The organism is Bifidobacterium longum subsp. infantis ATCC 15697 = JCM 1222 = DSM 20088 (genome assembly GCF_000269965.1).
GTDB classification, from domain to species: Bacteria; Actinomycetota; Actinomycetes; order Actinomycetales; family Bifidobacteriaceae; genus Bifidobacterium; species Bifidobacterium infantis.
Map to the genome: position 1 here is coordinate 2,061,551 of NC_017219.1, position 16,849 is coordinate 2,078,399.

General features: G+C 60.8%; 13 protein-coding genes and 2 pseudogenes. 6 read left to right on the forward strand and 9 right to left on the reverse strand.

The window, feature by feature from the left end; translation table 11 throughout:
* Positions 1-47 precede the first annotated feature (47 nt).
* The 4 genes from BLIJ_RS09825 (at position 48) to glnA (ending at position 4,932) form a co-directional block, all read left to right on the forward strand.
* Entirely contained in the window at positions 48-671 is a 624-nt protein-coding gene (locus BLIJ_RS09825; RefSeq protein WP_012578176.1) for a DUF3043 domain-containing protein, read from the forward strand.
* Positions 672-819: 148 nt separating this feature from the next.
* Entirely contained in the window at positions 820-2,310 is a 1,491-nt protein-coding gene (locus BLIJ_RS09830; protein WP_012578177.1) for a dihydrolipoyl dehydrogenase family protein, read from the forward strand.
* 83 nt (positions 2,311-2,393) lie between these two features.
* The gene (locus BLIJ_RS09835; RefSeq protein ID WP_012578178.1) at positions 2,394-3,176 is read left to right on the forward strand and encodes a DUF4191 domain-containing protein; all 783 of its coding nucleotides are present in this window, start codon (positions 2,394-2,396) and stop codon (positions 3,174-3,176) included.
* Between the two features lie 319 nt (positions 3,177-3,495).
* Positions 3,496-4,932: a type I glutamate--ammonia ligase gene (gene glnA / locus BLIJ_RS09840; protein ID WP_012578179.1), complete on the forward strand. Its 1,437-nt coding sequence runs from the start codon at positions 3,496-3,498 to the stop codon at positions 4,930-4,932.
* A gap of 77 nt (positions 4,933-5,009) precedes the next feature.
* Here the strand turns inward: glnA and BLIJ_RS09845 are convergent, their stop codons facing one another.
* The 8 genes and pseudogenes from BLIJ_RS09845 to BLIJ_RS09890 all read right to left on the reverse strand — a co-directional run bounded on the left by BLIJ_RS09845 (position 5,010) and on the right by BLIJ_RS09890 (position 15,113).
* Positions 5,010-5,285 (reverse strand): glycoside hydrolase family 2 TIM barrel-domain containing protein, encoded by a 276-nt coding sequence (locus tag BLIJ_RS09845; protein WP_014485062.1) that lies wholly within the window; start codon positions 5,283-5,285, stop codon positions 5,010-5,012.
* Between the two features lie 107 nt (positions 5,286-5,392).
* Positions 5,393-6,499: an AEC family transporter gene (locus BLIJ_RS09850; RefSeq protein ID WP_012578180.1), complete on the reverse strand. Its 1,107-nt coding sequence runs from the start codon at positions 6,497-6,499 to the stop codon at positions 5,393-5,395.
* Positions 6,500-6,749: 250 nt separating this feature from the next.
* Positions 6,750-7,216, reverse strand: a pseudogene (locus tag BLIJ_RS15075) (maltose acetyltransferase domain-containing protein); the annotation flags it as partial.
* A gap of 39 nt (positions 7,217-7,255) precedes the next feature.
* A complete protein-coding gene (locus BLIJ_RS09865; protein ID WP_012578183.1) occupies positions 7,256-7,801 on the reverse strand; it encodes a PadR family transcriptional regulator in 546 nt (181 codons plus the stop codon).
* A 247-nt stretch (positions 7,802-8,048) separates the two neighbouring features.
* A complete protein-coding gene (locus tag BLIJ_RS09870) occupies positions 8,049-8,756 on the reverse strand; it encodes an endonuclease III domain-containing protein (RefSeq protein WP_012578184.1) in 708 nt (235 codons plus the stop codon).
* A 245-nt stretch (positions 8,757-9,001) separates the two neighbouring features.
* On the reverse strand, positions 9,002-10,360 hold the full coding sequence (locus tag BLIJ_RS09875; protein WP_012578185.1) for an MATE family efflux transporter: 1,359 nt from the start codon (positions 10,358-10,360) through the stop codon (positions 9,002-9,004).
* A gap of 57 nt (positions 10,361-10,417) precedes the next feature.
* Positions 10,418-13,006, reverse strand: coding sequence for an excinuclease ABC subunit UvrA (locus BLIJ_RS09880; RefSeq protein ID WP_012578186.1), 2,589 nt, complete (start codon positions 13,004-13,006; stop codon positions 10,418-10,420).
* Positions 13,007-13,355: 349 nt separating this feature from the next.
* On the reverse strand, positions 13,356-15,113 hold the full coding sequence (locus tag BLIJ_RS09890; protein ID WP_012578187.1) for a DUF4012 domain-containing protein: 1,758 nt from the start codon (positions 15,111-15,113) through the stop codon (positions 13,356-13,358).
* 499 nt (positions 15,114-15,612) lie between these two features.
* Here BLIJ_RS09890 and BLIJ_RS09895 point away from each other — a divergent pair, with 499 nt between their 5' ends.
* A complete protein-coding gene (locus BLIJ_RS09895) occupies positions 15,613-16,095 on the forward strand; it encodes a LysR substrate-binding domain-containing protein (RefSeq protein WP_256756166.1) in 483 nt (160 codons plus the stop codon).
* A gap of 217 nt (positions 16,096-16,312) precedes the next feature.
* Here BLIJ_RS09895 and BLIJ_RS15385 read toward each other — a convergent pair.
* Positions 16,313-16,426: pseudogene (locus BLIJ_RS15385) on the reverse strand (DapH/DapD/GlmU-related protein); the annotation flags it as partial.
* Between the two features lie 181 nt (positions 16,427-16,607).
* Between BLIJ_RS15385 and BLIJ_RS15205 the strand changes: the two are divergent.
* Entirely contained in the window at positions 16,608-16,730 is a 123-nt protein-coding gene (locus BLIJ_RS15205) for a hypothetical protein (RefSeq protein WP_256756167.1), read from the forward strand.
* The last annotated feature ends 119 nt before the right edge of the window (positions 16,731-16,849 follow it).

Consider the following 16,849-nt stretch of genomic DNA (forward strand, 5'->3'; position numbering starts at 1 on the left):
GACTGCGCCAGTGTACAAGTGTCTGAACGTCACCGTAACCTCAAAGCATGACATGGAATCCGTTTAAGAAAAAAGAAGAGGCCCAAGTTCCTGTTGAGCAGGCCCCGAAGAAGGCCGCCGATCCTTCTGAGAAAAAAGGCCGTCCTACCCCGAAGATGAAGCAGGCTCAGGCCGCCGGTATCCGTCCGCTGGTTCCGGTGGACCGCAAGGCCAGCGCCAAGGCCGCCAAAGCCCGTCTGCGCGAGAGGGAGAACGCCGAGTACGAGGCGATGCAGAAGGGCGACATCAACCACATGCCCAAGTCGGAACGCCTGCCGTGGCGCATCTACATCCGCGACTACGTGGACGCCCGGTTCAACCTCGGCGAATGGTTCATTCCGGTGAGCTTCGGAATCCTGATCGCCTCCATGTTCGCCGCCTCGTTGATGCGCAACCAGTGGGCGTCGGTCACCATGATGGCGCTGATGTACGGCTATCTGATCGCCGTGATCATCGACGTGTGGCTGATGTGGCGCAGGCTCAAGCCCAAGCTGATCGCCAAGTACGGCGAATCGTCCGTGGCCAAGGGCTCCCGCTCCTTCTCCTACGCCTGGAGCCGTTCCATCCAGATGCGTCGTTGGAGACTTCCCAAGCCGCGTTACCCGAAGCGCGGTCACTGGCCGGCGGACTGATTTTTCATATATACTCCGGCTCCCCTCATTGAGGGGCTGAGCCGTAAAGAAAACAGTCCAGTGGACTGTTCTTAGGCGAAGTGGCGGCGATAGCCGCATATGGCTCCCTAGCATGGGAGCCATACTTATATGCATCAAGGAGGCAACCATGAGCGAACAGTTTGATCTGGTCATCATCGGGGCCGGCCCCGGCGGCTATTCCACAGCTCTGCGCGCGGCCGAACTCGGCATGAAAGTGGCACTCGTCGAGCGTGACGCCACCGTGGGCGGCACATGTCTCAACCGTGGCTGCATCCCCTCCAAGGCGCTCATCACCGCCACCCACACCATCGACACCGTGCACCGTGCAGCCGAACTCGGCGTCAACGCCTCGGTGAATGGCATCGACTTCGGCACGCTGCGCGACTATCGCCTGCGCGTGGTCAAGACGATGGTGGGAGGACTGGCCGGACTGCTCGCCCATCGCGGCATCACCGTGTTCCGGGCCAATGCCGCGTTCCATGCGGATGAGATTGCTCCAGCAACTTCCAACCACATCGTCCGCCTCGTCCCCTCCCCCGGCCAAAGCGACATCCTCACCTATCACAAGGCCGATGTCCCCGAACCCAGCGGCCCAACGATGGACCTCACGGCCATGAACATCGTCATCGCCACCGGTGCCAAGCCACGCCCATTGCCCGGCAACCCGTTCGCCGGCGCCCTCATCGACTCCACACAGGCGCTGGAAGTCAACGAATTTCCCTCTTCGGCGGTGATTATCGGCGCCGGGGCCATCGCCCTTGAATTCGCCTCGATATGGAACGCCACCGGTTCGAAGGTGACCCTGCTGATTCGCAAGGACCGCGTGCTCTCAGCCTGGGACCGGAGAGCCGGCACCACGCTGACCCGTGAGCTCAAACGTCATGGCGTGAACATCATCACCCGCGCCAGCGTCACCCACGTGGACACCGGCGCAAACCTTGGCGCCACCGTGCACTACACGCGCGAAGGCCAGGATGGCGAACAGAGCGTCTGGGGCGAAATCGCCCTTGTCGCCATCGGGCGTGACCCGATCACCGACCCAGCATGGGGCGTGACGATCGACGACCACGGACATGTCGCCACGGATGCGTACGGTCGCACCGACAAACCGGGCGTATGGGCGGTAGGCGACGTGACGGCCGGTCACGCGCTGGCGCATCGTGCTTTTGAGCAAGGCATCGTCATCGCGGAGACCATCGCCGGACTCAATCCCAAGCCGGTGGACGAAGCCACCGTGCCGCAGATCGTGTTCTCCTTCCCCGAAGCGGCGTCGGTCGGGCTCACCGTCGAACAGGCGCAGGCGAGGGAGGATCTCATTGAAATCAAGGAGACCAACTATCCGATGCTGGCGAACGCGCGCATGCTGATGAGCGGCACGGCCGGCTCATTGACCATCGTCTCCGGCTGCGACGCGGCCAACCCGGACACCCCGCGCGTGCTCGGCGTGCACATGGTCTCCCCGATGGCCTCCGACATCATCGCCGAAGCCGAACAGCTGGTCGGCAACCATGTGCCGCTCGCCGACGCAGCCCGCCTCGTTCACCCGCATCCCACATTCAGTGAAACGCTCGGAGAGGCGCTGCTCAAGGCCGACGGACGACCATTGCACACACGCTGAGACCAACCAGCACAAGCAAGTTCGGACCAGCGCACCTGATAAGATATTGCCCAGTGTGTTTCGTCCCAACAAAGGAAGAAGTGATGGCGGAGAAGGACGCGAAGCCGAAGAAGCAGAGCACAATCAAGCAGATCATCCAGATCTACAAGTACACGGCTAAGGAAGACAAGGCCCTGCCGTGGCTTGAGGCCGGTGCTTTCCTGCTGCCTGTAGTCGTGACGATCATCATCGGTCTGATTGTCAAGTGGACCTGGCTGATCTGGATCTTCACCATGATCACCGCCATCATGCTCGGCATTCTGCTGGCCACCATGATGCTCACCCGCCGCGCGGATGCAGTCGGCTACAAGCAGATTGATGGCAAGCCTGGTGCCGCCATCGGCGTGCTGAGCAACATGCAGAAAGCCGGCTTTGACTTCCCGCAGGAACCGGCGTGGATCGACCCGAAGACCAAGGATGCCATCTGGCGCGGCACTTCGATGAACGGCATCTACCTGATCGGCGAAGGCGAATACGGTCGCGTCATGAAGGCGATGGATCGTCAGGAACGCGATATCAAGGGCGTCACCGCCGGCTCCTCCATTCCGGTGTACCGCATCGCCGTGGGCCACGGCCCCAAGCAGGTGCCGCTGGCCAAGCTGCGTAGCACGGTGATCAAGTCCAAGAGCTATGAGCCCACGCACCACAAGAACGCACTGATCGCCAAGATTCATCCGCGCCGTCGCTTCCTGCTGACCAAGGCCGAGATGGAAACGCTGAACGATCGTCTTCGCACGCTGCAGGCCAAGAAGGGCTATGCCATCCCCAAGGGCATGGATCCGAACCGCCCGCAGAAGATCTCCCGCCGCGCGATGCGCGGTCGCTGATCGGCAGCACACAACCAAATCGCACAGAAGCCCCGGAATCCGTTCAATCGGTTCCGGGGCTTCGTCATATGTCTCATAATCGCGTCCACTTACATCCACCTACGTCACCTGTCAATACCCACTGTCCACGTTGCGGACATCTCTACCTACTTCCCCGATAGTCTCCGTTTCCATTCTGTAATGATGTTTCGTTGAAATAACGCGCCTGCGCGATTGTCGGCCACAGTCACGAAACATTCTCGTAACCCAAGTTTCGAGCCGGCGAAACGCGCTATTTTACGATATATACCGTTATATCTCATACGAAAGGAGCGGTCCCGTGACCGAACTCAAGTCCAAGGAAGACGTCGAGGCCCTTATCAACAAGGAAGGCATCGAGTATGTCTCCGTCCGTTTCACCGATCTTATCGGCGTTCAGCAGCACTTCACCGTGCCGGCTAGCGAATTCCTGAAGGACGCTTTCACCGACGGCATGCCGTTCGATGGTTCCTCCGTTCAGGGCTTCCAGGCCATCAACGAGTCCGACATGAAGCTGGTCCCGGACGTTGAGACCTCTTTCGTTGACCCGTTCCGCAAGCACAAGACCCTTGACGTGGCCTTCTCCATCGTCGACCCGCTGACCGACGAGCCGTACTCCCGCGACCCGCGTCAGGTCGCCGGCAAGGCCGAGGCCTACCTGAAGTCCACCGGCATCGCCGACACCGCATCCTTCGCCCCTGAGGCCGAGTTCTTCATCTTCGACAAGGTGCGTTTCGAGAACTCCATGCAGCGCTCCTTCTACGAGGTCGACTCCATCGAAGCTCCGTGGAACTCCGGCGTTGACTCCGAAGAGGACGGCACCCCGAACATCGGTTTCAAGAATCGCGTCAAGAAGGGCTACTTCCCGGTTCCGCCGATTGACCACACCCAGGATCTGCGCGACGATATGGTCGCCAACCTGCAGAAGGTCGGTCTGATCCTCGAGCGTTCCCACCACGAGGTCGCCGGCGCTGGCCAGCAGGAGATCAACTACCGCTTCAACACCCTGCAGCACGCAGGCGATGACCTGATGAAGTACAAGTACGTCGTCCACGAGACCGCCGCTCTGGCTGGCAAGGCTGCGACCTTCATGCCGAAGCCGATCGCCGACGACAACGGCACTGGTATGCACTGCCACCAGTCCCTGTGGAAGGACGGCAAGCCGCTGTTCTACGACGAGAAGGGCTACGCTGGTCTGTCCGATCTGGCTCGCTGGTACATCGGCGGTCTGATCAAGCACTCCTCCTCCGTGCTGGCCTTCACCAACCCGTCCCTGAACTCCTACCACCGTCTGGTCCCGGGCTTCGAGGCTCCGGTCAACCTGGTGTACTCCGCTCGTAACCGTTCTGCCGCCATCCGTATTCCGCTGGCCGGCACCTCCCCGGCTGCCAAGCGCATCGAGTTCCGCGCTCCGGATCCGTCCTGCAACCCGTTCCTGGCCTTCTCCGCTCAGCTGATGGCTGGCCTGGACGGCATCCTGAACCACATCGAGCCTCCGGAGCCGGTCGACAAGGACCTCTACGAGCTGCCGCCGGAAGAGCACGCTGGCATCAAGCAGGTGCCAAGCTCCCTGGCCGAGGCTATGGACGCCCTGGAAGAGGACCACGACTTCCTCACCGCCGGCGACGTGTTCACCGACGACCTGATCGAGACCTGGATTGGCCTCAAGCGCGACGAGATCGACCAGGCTCGCCTGGCCCCGACCCCGCTCGAGTACGAGCTCTACTTCCACATCTGAGTTTGAGAGCTTAGCAACGTTGGGATTTCGCCATTGCTCTTCTCTTGTGGGAGTCTAATGGGAGTCATTCAGCGTAACTAGAAAGAACCTCGTGAAATTCGTTTCACGAGGTTCTTTAGGCTGGACATAAAGCCCACGGCCGCACATTCATCGATGACCAGGAAGCCCTCGCGGTCAGCCATCCTGAGGTTCTCTTCGCTATACGGGTAGTGCGAGGTACGGAAGGAGTTCGCGTTGACCCATTTCATGAGTTCGTAGTCGCGCTTGATGACGGCCGGATTCTCGCCGCGACCGTTGATAATGCTGTCTTCGTGGCGACCGAAACCCTTGAGATTATCTTTCGGCCAGAACAACAGAAAATGGTTCCTGATTCATGGTAAAAAGAATAGCCAGCATTTATTTATGAATGAGATTCCAAGCGCCGGAGGCCCCCGGCATTCTTTTCGTCGAAGGGGACAATTCAGAACACGACCGCCGACACAATCGTCAGGGAGGCCAGCGAGAACAGCGTGCTTACGAGCACGAAGCCGACCGCATACTCGGGCATGTTGTTCTTGCGACCGGTGAACATGGCGATGGTGGTCATGGTCGGCAGTCCGGCGATGACCGTGATCATCAGCACCATGTCATGGGTGATCGACAGTTGCGGCGATGCGCCGGTCAGCGCGGTCAGTAGCGCGTAGAAGGCGAGCGGGAATGCGATCATCTTGGCGACTAGGCCAGCATAGAGTTCGTAGCGTTTGAGGACGCCCCACCACTTGGTCAGTGCGAACAGGCCGCCCAAGTAGATTAGCGACATCGGTGTGGCCATATTGCCGATGGTGTGCAGCGGCTTCAGGATGATGTCCGGCACCTTGACGCCAAGCAGAATCAGAATCAGGGCGAGCATCACGCCAATGAAGGCGGGATTGACGAATCGTTTAAGCAGGCCGAGGACGCGGGTACCTAGCGAGGGGCGGACGACGGCCGGAGAACCACCGTTTGCGGCATTGCTCGCCGAACCAGCATTGCTCGCCGAACCAGCCTCCCCCACCGAACCGGCGCCGTTCACCGAACCGTTCGCGACCGCACCTCGCGCGCCAATCGCGTTGCCGTCAGTCGCTTCGACGACCGGCTCGCACAGCCATACGCCGTACGTCCAGAGCAGCGTCTGGTCGATGATCGACATCAGCGCCACGTAAATCGCGCCGTTCTGCGGCCAAAGTGCCATAATCAACGGAATGCCGATGAATCCGGCGTTGCCGAAAATAAGCGATGCCTGGAATACATGGCTACGCGAACCTTTGAGCCGCAACAGTTTGGCGACCAGCCAGAACACCAGGATGAGCAGCGCGTACATCACGGCGGTCAGCAGCATCACGCCCCAGTTGGCGGCGAGCTGCGCGCGGTCCGCGCCGTCGACGGCGTTCGAGAACACGAGCACAGGGATGAGCACGTTGAGCAGCAGCGAACACATGCCGTCCAGCGCCGTCTGACCATAGAACCGGAGCCTTACACATCCGTATCCGACCATCAGCATGATCAGGAATCCGACCAACTGGCCAATCATGACACCGAACTGCCCCATGCACACTCCTCTCGTTTGCTCTCCCACGATTTCCTGTCACTGGTTCATATAGGCAGCCATCTGGACAGGCTCGGCGGCACACGCATCAGTATGTTCGATACCACCACATGCCAATCCACTTCTCGTTCAACCGTTCCCCGTGCTAATGAGCCGCCTGCCACCCCGTGTTGCCGGTGCTGCGCGAGCACCGCTACGTGTATTGCATTCCGGTGGCCCTCGGGCGCAACGTGTGGGTCGGCGCGAACGTGTCGATCCACACGTTTTCGCCGATGTGGATCGGACACGAATACTGGGCGCCCCGGTAGCGCAGGTCCGGACGCACAGGATGGCCGGTGGCTACAAGCGTGACGTTGGGGCCGAGCATGGTGTGGGAGCCGATGAAGATATCGCCATCGTCGACCAGCGTCAGGTTGAAGTTGGCGTAGCAGCGCTCGCCCCAGTACGTATTGCTGCCCCAGTTCGCGTACACCGGGCCTTCGAGGTACAGGCCCTCCCCCGCAGCGCCGAAGAACGCCTTCATGAGTTCGGTACGGCGCTTCGGGTGGGTCAGCGGCGTGGCGTTGAGTTCGAGCTGGAGGTGCGCTGGGCGGCCTGCAGGTCGAAGAAGCCATCCACATCGTCCGGCAGATAGACTTCGCCGGAGAACATGAGCGCCATTTTCTCACGCGTGGCGTCATCGATCATCGGCTTGGCGATCGGCTTGCCTTCGGTCATCATCGTCTCCTGTTAGTTGCTGCGGCGACTGTGCCAGTCGAACTATTGTGCCACAGACTCGTCTTCGATACCCAGCATTGAGCGCAACCAGTCGAGCTCGGCGGCGATTTCGGCGTCATGCACGGCGATGATGCCGCGGCGGTAGGGGTCGTCGATCTGCTCGATGGAGAGCGGGTTGCCGGCGTCGCAGTAGAAGAAGTGCACGTCATGGCCGTTCAGCAGGTCGTAGCGGCGGCGCAGCACCGCGTCACGGTCTGATTTATCCGGAACAACACCAAGGAAGGTGAGCACGACGGTCCAGCGGGTGATATCGGTGAGGTTGAATCCGCCGGTGTTGCGCAGTTCCTCGATGAGTTTGTTGCGGCCCGCCTCAAGCAGGGTGAATACGCGGCGCTGACGGCCATCGCGGATCTCAGACTGTTCGGAAATCAGGCCGGCTTCGACGAGTCGGTTGGTCGCCGGATATACCGTGCCGTCGCTGAATTTGCGCGCGTAGCCCTGCAGCTGTTCCATCTTCTTGCGCAGTTCGTAGCCGCACATGGATCGTTCGCTTAAGAACCCCAGAATCATCATCTCAATCAAGCTCATGATCACCAGTCTACCTCGTTTCGACACGCCACGTTTCGATATGTGTCGTTTCGATGTATAGTGTATCTCAACAGCGAGAAATACCTCGAAACGAGATATGCGGCATATCGCAGCGAATCATTCTCAATAAGAAAAGTGTGAGGCAAACGCACAATACCAATCAATCGCACATTCGACGGAATGGCATCAGACCGCCGTTCCCAGGATTTGGATGTGCGATTGGCGCTGTGCGAGCCTCACACTTTTCTTATTGAGCACCATTTTGTGTGAGGCTTACACCCAAGAACGACTCACTCTTTGCCGCGTCATCGCGGTATGCCTTGCCGAACTCGTCGATAAGCCCATGGAACTCCTGCAAATCCCCAACGCTGAGGCTCGTGCTCAGCACCACGGGCGAATAGGCCTTGTGGAATGCCGGATAGCCGGCCGGCACGTCGAATCCGAGGAAGGCGAACAGCCGCCGCGCGTAGGTATCGGCCACGAATGTGCGGCGCGAGAACACGTACAGCATCAGATCGTCGGCCGTCTCGCCGCCAATACCAAATAATCCAAGCAACTCGGCCCGTAATTCGGCATCGGAAATAGCCGCGGCACCCTCGGGCGCGGCCCCGCAACGCTCCACATACCACCGACTCAGCGACTGTACGGTCTTGGATTTGTTGACATAAAAGCCTGACGGTCGAATCAGTTCCTGCAAACGCTCCGGATCCATGGCCGCCAACGCATGGGGTTCGAGCACATCCTCCGCTTTCAACGCCGCAAGCGAACGATCCACATTGCTCCACGCCGTATTCTGCGTCAGCACCGCGCCCACCATAATCTCGAACGTGGTCTCCGCCGGCCACCATCCGGTCGGGCCGAGTGCGTCAGCCATGGTGCGGTACAGCGATTCGATGCGCTCCGGTACAGGCCACTTGTGTGCCTGGTTGGCTTTCATACGTTTCATATTCTGCATTCAGGCTCCGTATTAGCCATCCGCCATTCATTTATTAGGTCGATTATGCGTTCATTAGGTCACTTGTGATGAACACTGCCTTCAAGAATGGTTTCATTCCAATGCTCATTATCTCATGCTAAGCAGGGCACCGACCTAATGAACGCATAATCGACCTAATGAACGCAACGGTAAGGAAAAACTACAGAGATTCAGCGAGATATGCTCGGTCCACCTGGTCTGGAAGTCGAAAATCTTGATGACATCTACCGCAATTCGTGCAGGATTCGCCGCATGAACGGGATGGTGACCACGAATGTCAGCACGTCGGACACCGATTGGGCCATTTCCACGCCGAGCACGCCGAACATCATCGGCAGAATCAGCACGATTGGCGCCAGGAACAGGCCTTGCCTGCACAAGGCCAGGAACGAGGCGATGCCGGTGCGGCCCATGGTCTGGGTCATCATATTGCCCATCATGTTGAAGCCGTTGAGAATCACCGTGCAGCATTGAATATGCAGCGCTGCCACGCCCACCGCCACCACGGCCGGGTCGGAACGGAAGATCTCGACCAGTTGCGGCGCGAAAATCCACAGCAGCGCTGCCAACGCCACGAGCACGCAGGTGGTGAGCCGCACGCAGAACCAATATCCCTCTTTGACTCGCGCGAACAGGCCGGCACCGTAGTTGTAGCCGCACACCGGCTGAAAGCCTTGGCCGAGACCCACGATCACCGAATTGGCGCCCAACATGATGCGCATCACGATGGCCATGCCGGCGATGGCCGCGTCGCCGAACGGGTTGGCGGCGATGTTCACGCAAGTCACGGAAATCGAGCCGGCGCCTTGGCGGATCAGCGAAGGCAGGCCGCCGCCAGCCACTTCGCGCATGAGCAGCACATCCGGCTTGCAATTGCGCAGGGACAGTTTCATCACGCCGAATTTGCGGCTCATCGTGGTCAGAATCGTAAAGCTCACCGTCTGGCAGATGGCGGTGGCGAGGCCGGCACCGAAAATCCCCAGACCGGCCACGAAAATGAACAATGGCGCAAGCAGGAAATTCAGCAATGCGCCGGAAACCAGCCCGATCATGCCGAACGTCGATTGCCCTTGGTATCGCAGCAGTCCGTTGAGTGCGAACGAACCGCACACGCAGGGTGCGGCGACCAGCAACGGCGTCAGATATTGCACGGCGTATGGGGCAATCGTCGAGGTCGAGCCCAGCATGACGACAAGTGGCCGCAGGGTCAGCAACCCGATTGCGGCAATCACCAAACCGGAGATCACCGCGCCCGCAAAGCCCACGGCCAGTAGTCGGGAGGCGCGATCATTGTTTTGCTTGCCGAGTTCGCGACTCATCGAGTTGCCCGCGCCGTTGCCGAAGAAGAAGCCGAGCGCCTGCATCACGGTCATGACGGAGAACGCGATGCCGATAGCACCGGACTGCGCGGTGCCGAGCTGACCAATAAAGAACGTGTCCGTGAGACTGTAGGCGGTGGTCACCAAGTTGGAGATGACGGCCGGCAAGCACAGTTTGAGAATCAGCGGCTTGACCGGCTGCCCGGTCATCTGCCGATATTTCGCGTCCGCGCTTGCGCGTCTAACGCCATGAATCTGCACCATGGACGGCTATCCTACTCGCGCAGGGTCCTATGCGAAGGCGCGTGACCGCCATACGAGTCAGCACAGATACCGCCCGGTGATGCTGTTCGGATTGGCCGCGATTTGTTCCGGCGTTCCGGTGGCGACGATGCGTCCGCCGCTTTCGCCGCCGCCCGGACCCATGTCGATGATCCAGTCCGCATTGGCGATCACGTCAAGGTCATGTTCGATGACCACGACTGTTGCGCCGCTCGCCACGAGCCGGTCGAACACGCCCAGCAGCACGCGCACGTCGAACGGGTGCAGACCGATGGTCGGCTCATCGAACACGAATACCGCGTCCGATTGGGCCTTGCCCATTTCGCTGGCGAGTTTCAGCCGCTGGGCTTCGCCGCCCGAAAGCGCCGGAGTCGGTTCGCCGAGCGTCAAGTAGCCGAGGCCCAAGTCGTGCAGGGTGGTCAGACGTGCGTGAACCTTCTTGAGGTCGCTGGTCACGGCCAGCGCCTGGTCCACGCTCATTGCCATGAGTTGAGGCAGGCTCAGGGAAATGTTGCCGCCACCCTGACCCGTCGCCTCACTCAATTTTTCCTTGGCAGCTTTGCGCTTATCCGGGACCTTCATCTTCGCCGCTTTGCCCTTAGCCGCTTTAACCGCACGCCGAATCGCGTCGGCTTCGGACGCATAGCGGGAGCCTCCACAATCCGGGCATTCGATGGTCACGTCCGGCAGGAACTGCACATCGAGCGAGATCGAACCGGTGCCGTCGCACGTGGGGCAACGCAGTCTGCCGGTGTTGTACGAGAAATCGCCAGCCTTCCAGCCGCCCGCTTTGGCGTCGTCCGCGCGGGCGAAGGCGCGGCGCAATTCGTCGTGAATATCGGCATAGGTGGCCACAGTGGAACGCACATTTGCGCCAATCGGCGTGGCGTCGATGAGATTCGCGCGATTGATGCCCTCGGCTTTAAGCTCGAGCACGTGTTCCGGCAACCGCTCCCCCGCTGCCTGCGCTTTGAGCGCGGGAATCAGCGATTCAAGCACCACCGTGGTCTTGCCTGAGCCGGAGACGCCGGTCACCGCCACGAGCCGGCCGCGCGGGATATCAACGTCCAGCGGCTTGACTGTATGCAGCTGGCTGGTTGTCATGCGTATGTGGCCAAGGCTGAACACCTGTGATTCAGCCACACGCTCACGTATACGCGCGCTCACCTGATCAGATAGGAACGGCGCAATGCGACTACTGGGATTCGCCGCCACCTCGCCGACCGTGCCTTGCACGATCACATGCCCACCTTCGGCACCGGCGACCAGCCCCATTTCAATGAGATGGTCACACGCCTTGAGCACACGCACGTCATGGTCCACGACCACCACGGAATTGCCGTCCGCCACCAAGTCATACATCACGCCGAGCAGCCCGTCCACGTTCGAGGGATGCAGACCGATGGATGGCTCGTCGAGCACATACAGCACGCCGGTGGTGCGGTTGCGCACGGCCCGGGCGAGCTGCACACGTTGGCGTTCTCCGGTCGACAGTGTGGCGCCGGCGCGATCAAGCGCCAGATAGCCGAGCCCCAGATCCAGCAGTCGTCGGGCCACGTCTAGGAACGATTCGCAGATGTTGGTGGCCATCGGCCGCATGTCGGGGCGCAGGGATTCCGGCACTCCGCGCACCCAATCCGCCGCCGCGTCCAAGGTCATCGCGCCGGCTTCGGCCAAGTTCAGCCCGCGCACGTGCGGAGCCCGGGCGACGGCGCTCAGTCGGGTGCCACTGCAGTCGGCGCACGGCCCCTCCTTGAGGAACCGGGCCACACGCTTCAGGCCCTTCTCGTCCTTGGCTTTGGCGAGCGCATTCTCCACCGTGTACACGGCGTTGAAGTAGGTGAAGTCGAGTTCGGCGAAATCGTCGCCTTTCTTCGGCTTGTAGAGGATGTGCTTTTTGACGGCTGGCCCGTTGAATACGATGTCGCGTTCTTCGGGCGTGAGCTCGCTGAACGGCACGTTGGTGCGCACGCCCATCGCACCGCACACCTGTTTCATGAGGTCCCACATGAGCGAGCCCCATGGCAGCACAGCGCCGTCGTCGATGCGTTTCGACTCGTCCGGGACCAGGGCCGCGCGGTTTACTTCGCGCACGATGCCGTTGCCGGAGCAGGTCGGGCAGGCGCCGGCCGAGTTGAAGGCGAGCGATTCAGCACCGGGCGCATGGAATTCCTTGCCACAGCTGACGCAAGTAATGGGCAGTCCGGCCGCCACGTTCAGCGTGGGCTCGTTGCGCGCCCCGCAATGCGAGCACACGTGCGAGGCGACGCGGGAGAACAGGAGTCGCAGGCTGTTGAGCAATTCGGTCATCGTGCCGAACGTCGAGCGGATGCCGGGCACCGTGGGCCGCTGGTGCAGAGCCAGCGCGGCCGGCACGTGCAGCACTTCGTCCACCTGGGCGCGGCTGGCCTGGGTCAGTCGACGGCGCGTGTACGTGGACAGCGCTTCCAAGTAGCGCCGCGAACCTTCCGCATACAGCACGCCGAGCGCCAGAGAGCTTTTGCCCGAACCGGAGACGCCGGCCACGCCCACCAGTTCACACAGCGGAATGTCAATGTCGATGTTCTTGAGGTTATGCACGCGCGCACCGCGCACCTCAATCGCCTGCGGCCGTTGATTGTTGGTCATGCTCGGCACTGCTCCGCCGCCGCGCTATCTGACCTCTGTTCAAGTGTCACGCCGTCACCTCTTTCTCGACTTCGCCCTTGGCTGCCGCCGCCTGAGCTTCATGGTCTCCAGTATCATCACGGCCAACGACGGCGGCCGAACGCCGGACGAGAATCTTTCGTCTTGGGCACCGTCCGCCACCTGCAATTCGAACTAGCTGAACCAGCGTGACGATATTGTCGGCTATCGATCTGCCGTGATCGTAATGGACATCGTCGTCCGGAAGCACGTCACCGGTTCCGAGAGGAGTCGGCGGCGCGCTTTCATAAGGGCACACAATCCCAAGATCACACCCACAGATCAATACCGATCAATACTCGTACGTGATCGCGGGGTCGCCGATGGTCGGCGTCTGATCCAGTTTGAGGTTGGCCGAGCCGGCCGCGGTGGTCACGTCGTATTCGATGGTCACCGTGTCCTGAGGCGCCAGGGAGATGTCGTCCATGTAGGTCATATGGTCCTTGGCCTGCACCTGTGCGAAGGAACTGCCGTTCGACGCCGACACGTTGCTGACCTCGCCTCCGGCCGGCGTGTAGATGACCACGCGGTTCACCGCCACGCCTCCCTTGGCGTTCGCCGTGATGTATTCTGGCAGGGATCCGGCCTCGCCCGGCTGCAGGGTGTTGGTGAACGAATACGTAACGTGGTAGGTGTTGTCGCCGGTCCTCTTCACCGTCGACTTGCGCTGGATGTACCAGTCCATCTTCGAGGCCTGCATCTCGTTGAAGTAGACGCCGGTCACCGGGTTCTTCGCGTCGTTGGTGATCTCGCCGGTGACGCCGGCGCTGCGCAGCACCGCCTGATCCTCCTCGTGGAACGACCAGAAGTACAGGTGCCGCTGCTCGGCCATCCGGAGCATCGTCTTGGCGACGGTCATGAGCTTCTGCGTGTTCATGTCGCTGAACAGGTGGGCGACCGCCTGGGCGGCGGTCTCGCTGAAGTACCGGTCCTGAGCGGAGGGCGTCAGTTCCTTGTAGGCGCCGTTGAGCAGGAATTCGGCGGTGTTCGACCCGTTGAGCACGCGCCCGTCGGACAGGGTCACGTCGCCGGTGGCGCCGATCATCGCCTGCAGCGCGACGGGGTCGAGCGACATCACGCCGTCGGACGATCCGCCGAACGGAGCCGCCTGCCAGAACTTCTGGGCCATGGACGCGACGCGCGGGAAGTCCGGCGTAGACGAAAGATTATGGATGACTTGACCGAAGTACAGTCCGCTGTACAGCGTGCCGTCACCGTCCTGGTTGACGTCATCCAACGCGGCGTTGGAGGGGAACTCGGCATCCGCGTGGAACTCCCCCACCGCGATCTTGCCGTTGTCCGCGCTGAAGGAACCGGCCGAACCGATCAGGCCGCCGGTTCCGCGGATCTCGGAATTCGTCTGGGCCAGCAGCACGTAGTTGCGGGCGCCGTTCGCACCGAGGAAGTTCGGCAGCATGTTGAGCATGCCGCTCAGGTTTTCGGTCACCTGCGCCAGGGCGGCCATCTGCGTCTTGCCGTTCTGCAGCGCGTTGTTCACCACGCCGAGTTTGGCGTCGGGAAGATCCTGGATCGTCCTGGCCTGCGATTGCACGGACTGGTCGACCGTGGCAAGCTGCTGCGCCGCGGCGATGATCGGCTCCATGTTGAGCTGCCCATCGCCACTGGAGAGGCTGGCACCGGTCAGTGTGGTGACGACCTTGCCCAGCTGGGGCAGCGTGGTCTGCGCGAAGTCCTCGATGGTACCGATGGCGGTGCGCGCCGTCTTCACGTCACCACCGACCACGGGCATCTTCTCCGCCAGCGTCCACAGACCGCCGCTGACATCCTGCTTGGCGGCGGCCGCCTCCTTCTGGATGTAGCTCACGTCGGACAGCGCCTTGACCATGTCGTCGGTGGAACCGTCCTTGATGACCTTGGCCGCGTTGACGACATTGTTGAGGTGCGCTTTGGCGCTCATCGCCGACTTGTACAGTTTGAATCCGCTGAAGCCGGCCGCCGCGGCGCACACGACCAGCAACAGCAGCACGACGAGCAGCGCGTTGCGAACGCGATGGGTTGTCCTGGTGACCGTGCGTGCGTGTGATGGCATGGGCTACTTCCTTACGTTATGACATGTATCGATACTGGCTGGCTGACCGTTTACGCTTTCGCTGGACGGGTAGCCCGGCGGACGGCACGTAGCAGTGCACGACGTGCACATCGCGTATGATGCCGGGGGTTGTCAGCGCGGCTGACTGGGGTGGCCGCGGACCGGTACCTGGACTTGCAGCTGCCCTCCGGCGATGCATGTCACCTGCAGCGGGGAACGTCCGCTGCAGTTACGGCTATTACCGGCCAGCCGACAGCAATCGCTGGTTTAGTTGTTGGTCTTTTCCGGCTGGTCACCCGTTCCCATGAGCTGGCATGCACCTTTCAGCGAGTATCTCTCCTACCGCATGCCAGTCTACCCATGTCCGCGGGATAACCCAAAAAGCCTTGCAAGAATACCGAATTTCTTTACCTTTGGCCCTGATCGTTCGACGGCTCGCAAGACGGCGTAACCTCATCCAACCGGCCGATCCCTGGAGGCGGAACCAGACGTCGATCTGATATCCACGGCCTTCGACACCGGCTATTGGAACGACACCTGCAACACCCTCGCCCTCGATTCCGAGCCACTATGCGTGGCCGTGCCACGCAATCACGCACTGGCGAGACATGCACTACTCACATTGAAAGACCTCGAAGGCACACGCATCCGCATCCTCAAACGCCATCGCGGCGCCAACGACACGGCCCGGGACCTGCTGGAACAATATCCGGCCATCGATCTGATCGACATCGACCATTACGACCTCGACACGTTCAACGACTGCGCCGAATCCGGCGACCTGCTCATCTCCAAACCGATGTGGGCCGGCATTCACCCGCAGCTCGTCAACGTGGCCGTGGACTGGCCCGAACCGGTCGTCATGCACTACGGACTGCTCTACCCGCTCGACGCCACCCCGGTGATTCGCGCGTTCATCTCCCGCATCGCCGCATTATCCTGCCTCGTCAATGGCCCGCCACGTCAAGCCGACATGATGTGAGACTGTAGCCCAAGCTCATACGAGCCGGCCCGCACGGAGGCGAAATGTTCAGACCGGCTCATTGCCTGTGCACCCATACGTCGATTACGTTATTCCCACTGTTGCAGCTGATCCAGCGTAACGATGTTGTCGGCTATCGATTGGCCGTGATCGTAATGGACATCGTCGTCCGGCGTTATCTCCCGAACGATCTTCGCCGGGCTTCCCATGGCGATGACGTTCGCCGGAACGTCCTTCGTGACGATGGAGCCCGCGCCGATGATCGCATTGTCCCCGATATGCGCCCCGGCAGAACAGTGACGTTGGACGCGATCCACACGTTGCGGCCCAAATGGACGTGATGCCCGCCCCACATCGCGTGATACGGTGCCTGGATATACGCACCATCGTCGACTTCCGCAAACAGGCTGCGCAATATTATTTGCTTTGCCGTCTCCGCTTCCGGGGAATAGCCGAGCCGGTTGTACTCCTCTATCTGCTGGAGATACTCCCGGTAATGCGGGTCCCGCTCGGTGAATTCCATCACCTTATACAGCTTCCCCGAATTCATGGCCTCCTTGTACGCCGTCATCGCCATAGTGCCTGCCTCGCTGCTTATCGCTCTTTCCACACAGCTCACTCAGGCCAAGAAGTAACCCTCTCCATAGCAACCAGTGAGGCCACCATTCAACGCGAACGGTGGCCCCATTTATTATAGGCGTCTTATAGAGACTGAAAAAAAGGAAGTATGCCGATAAGACAAGTCGAAACCGGA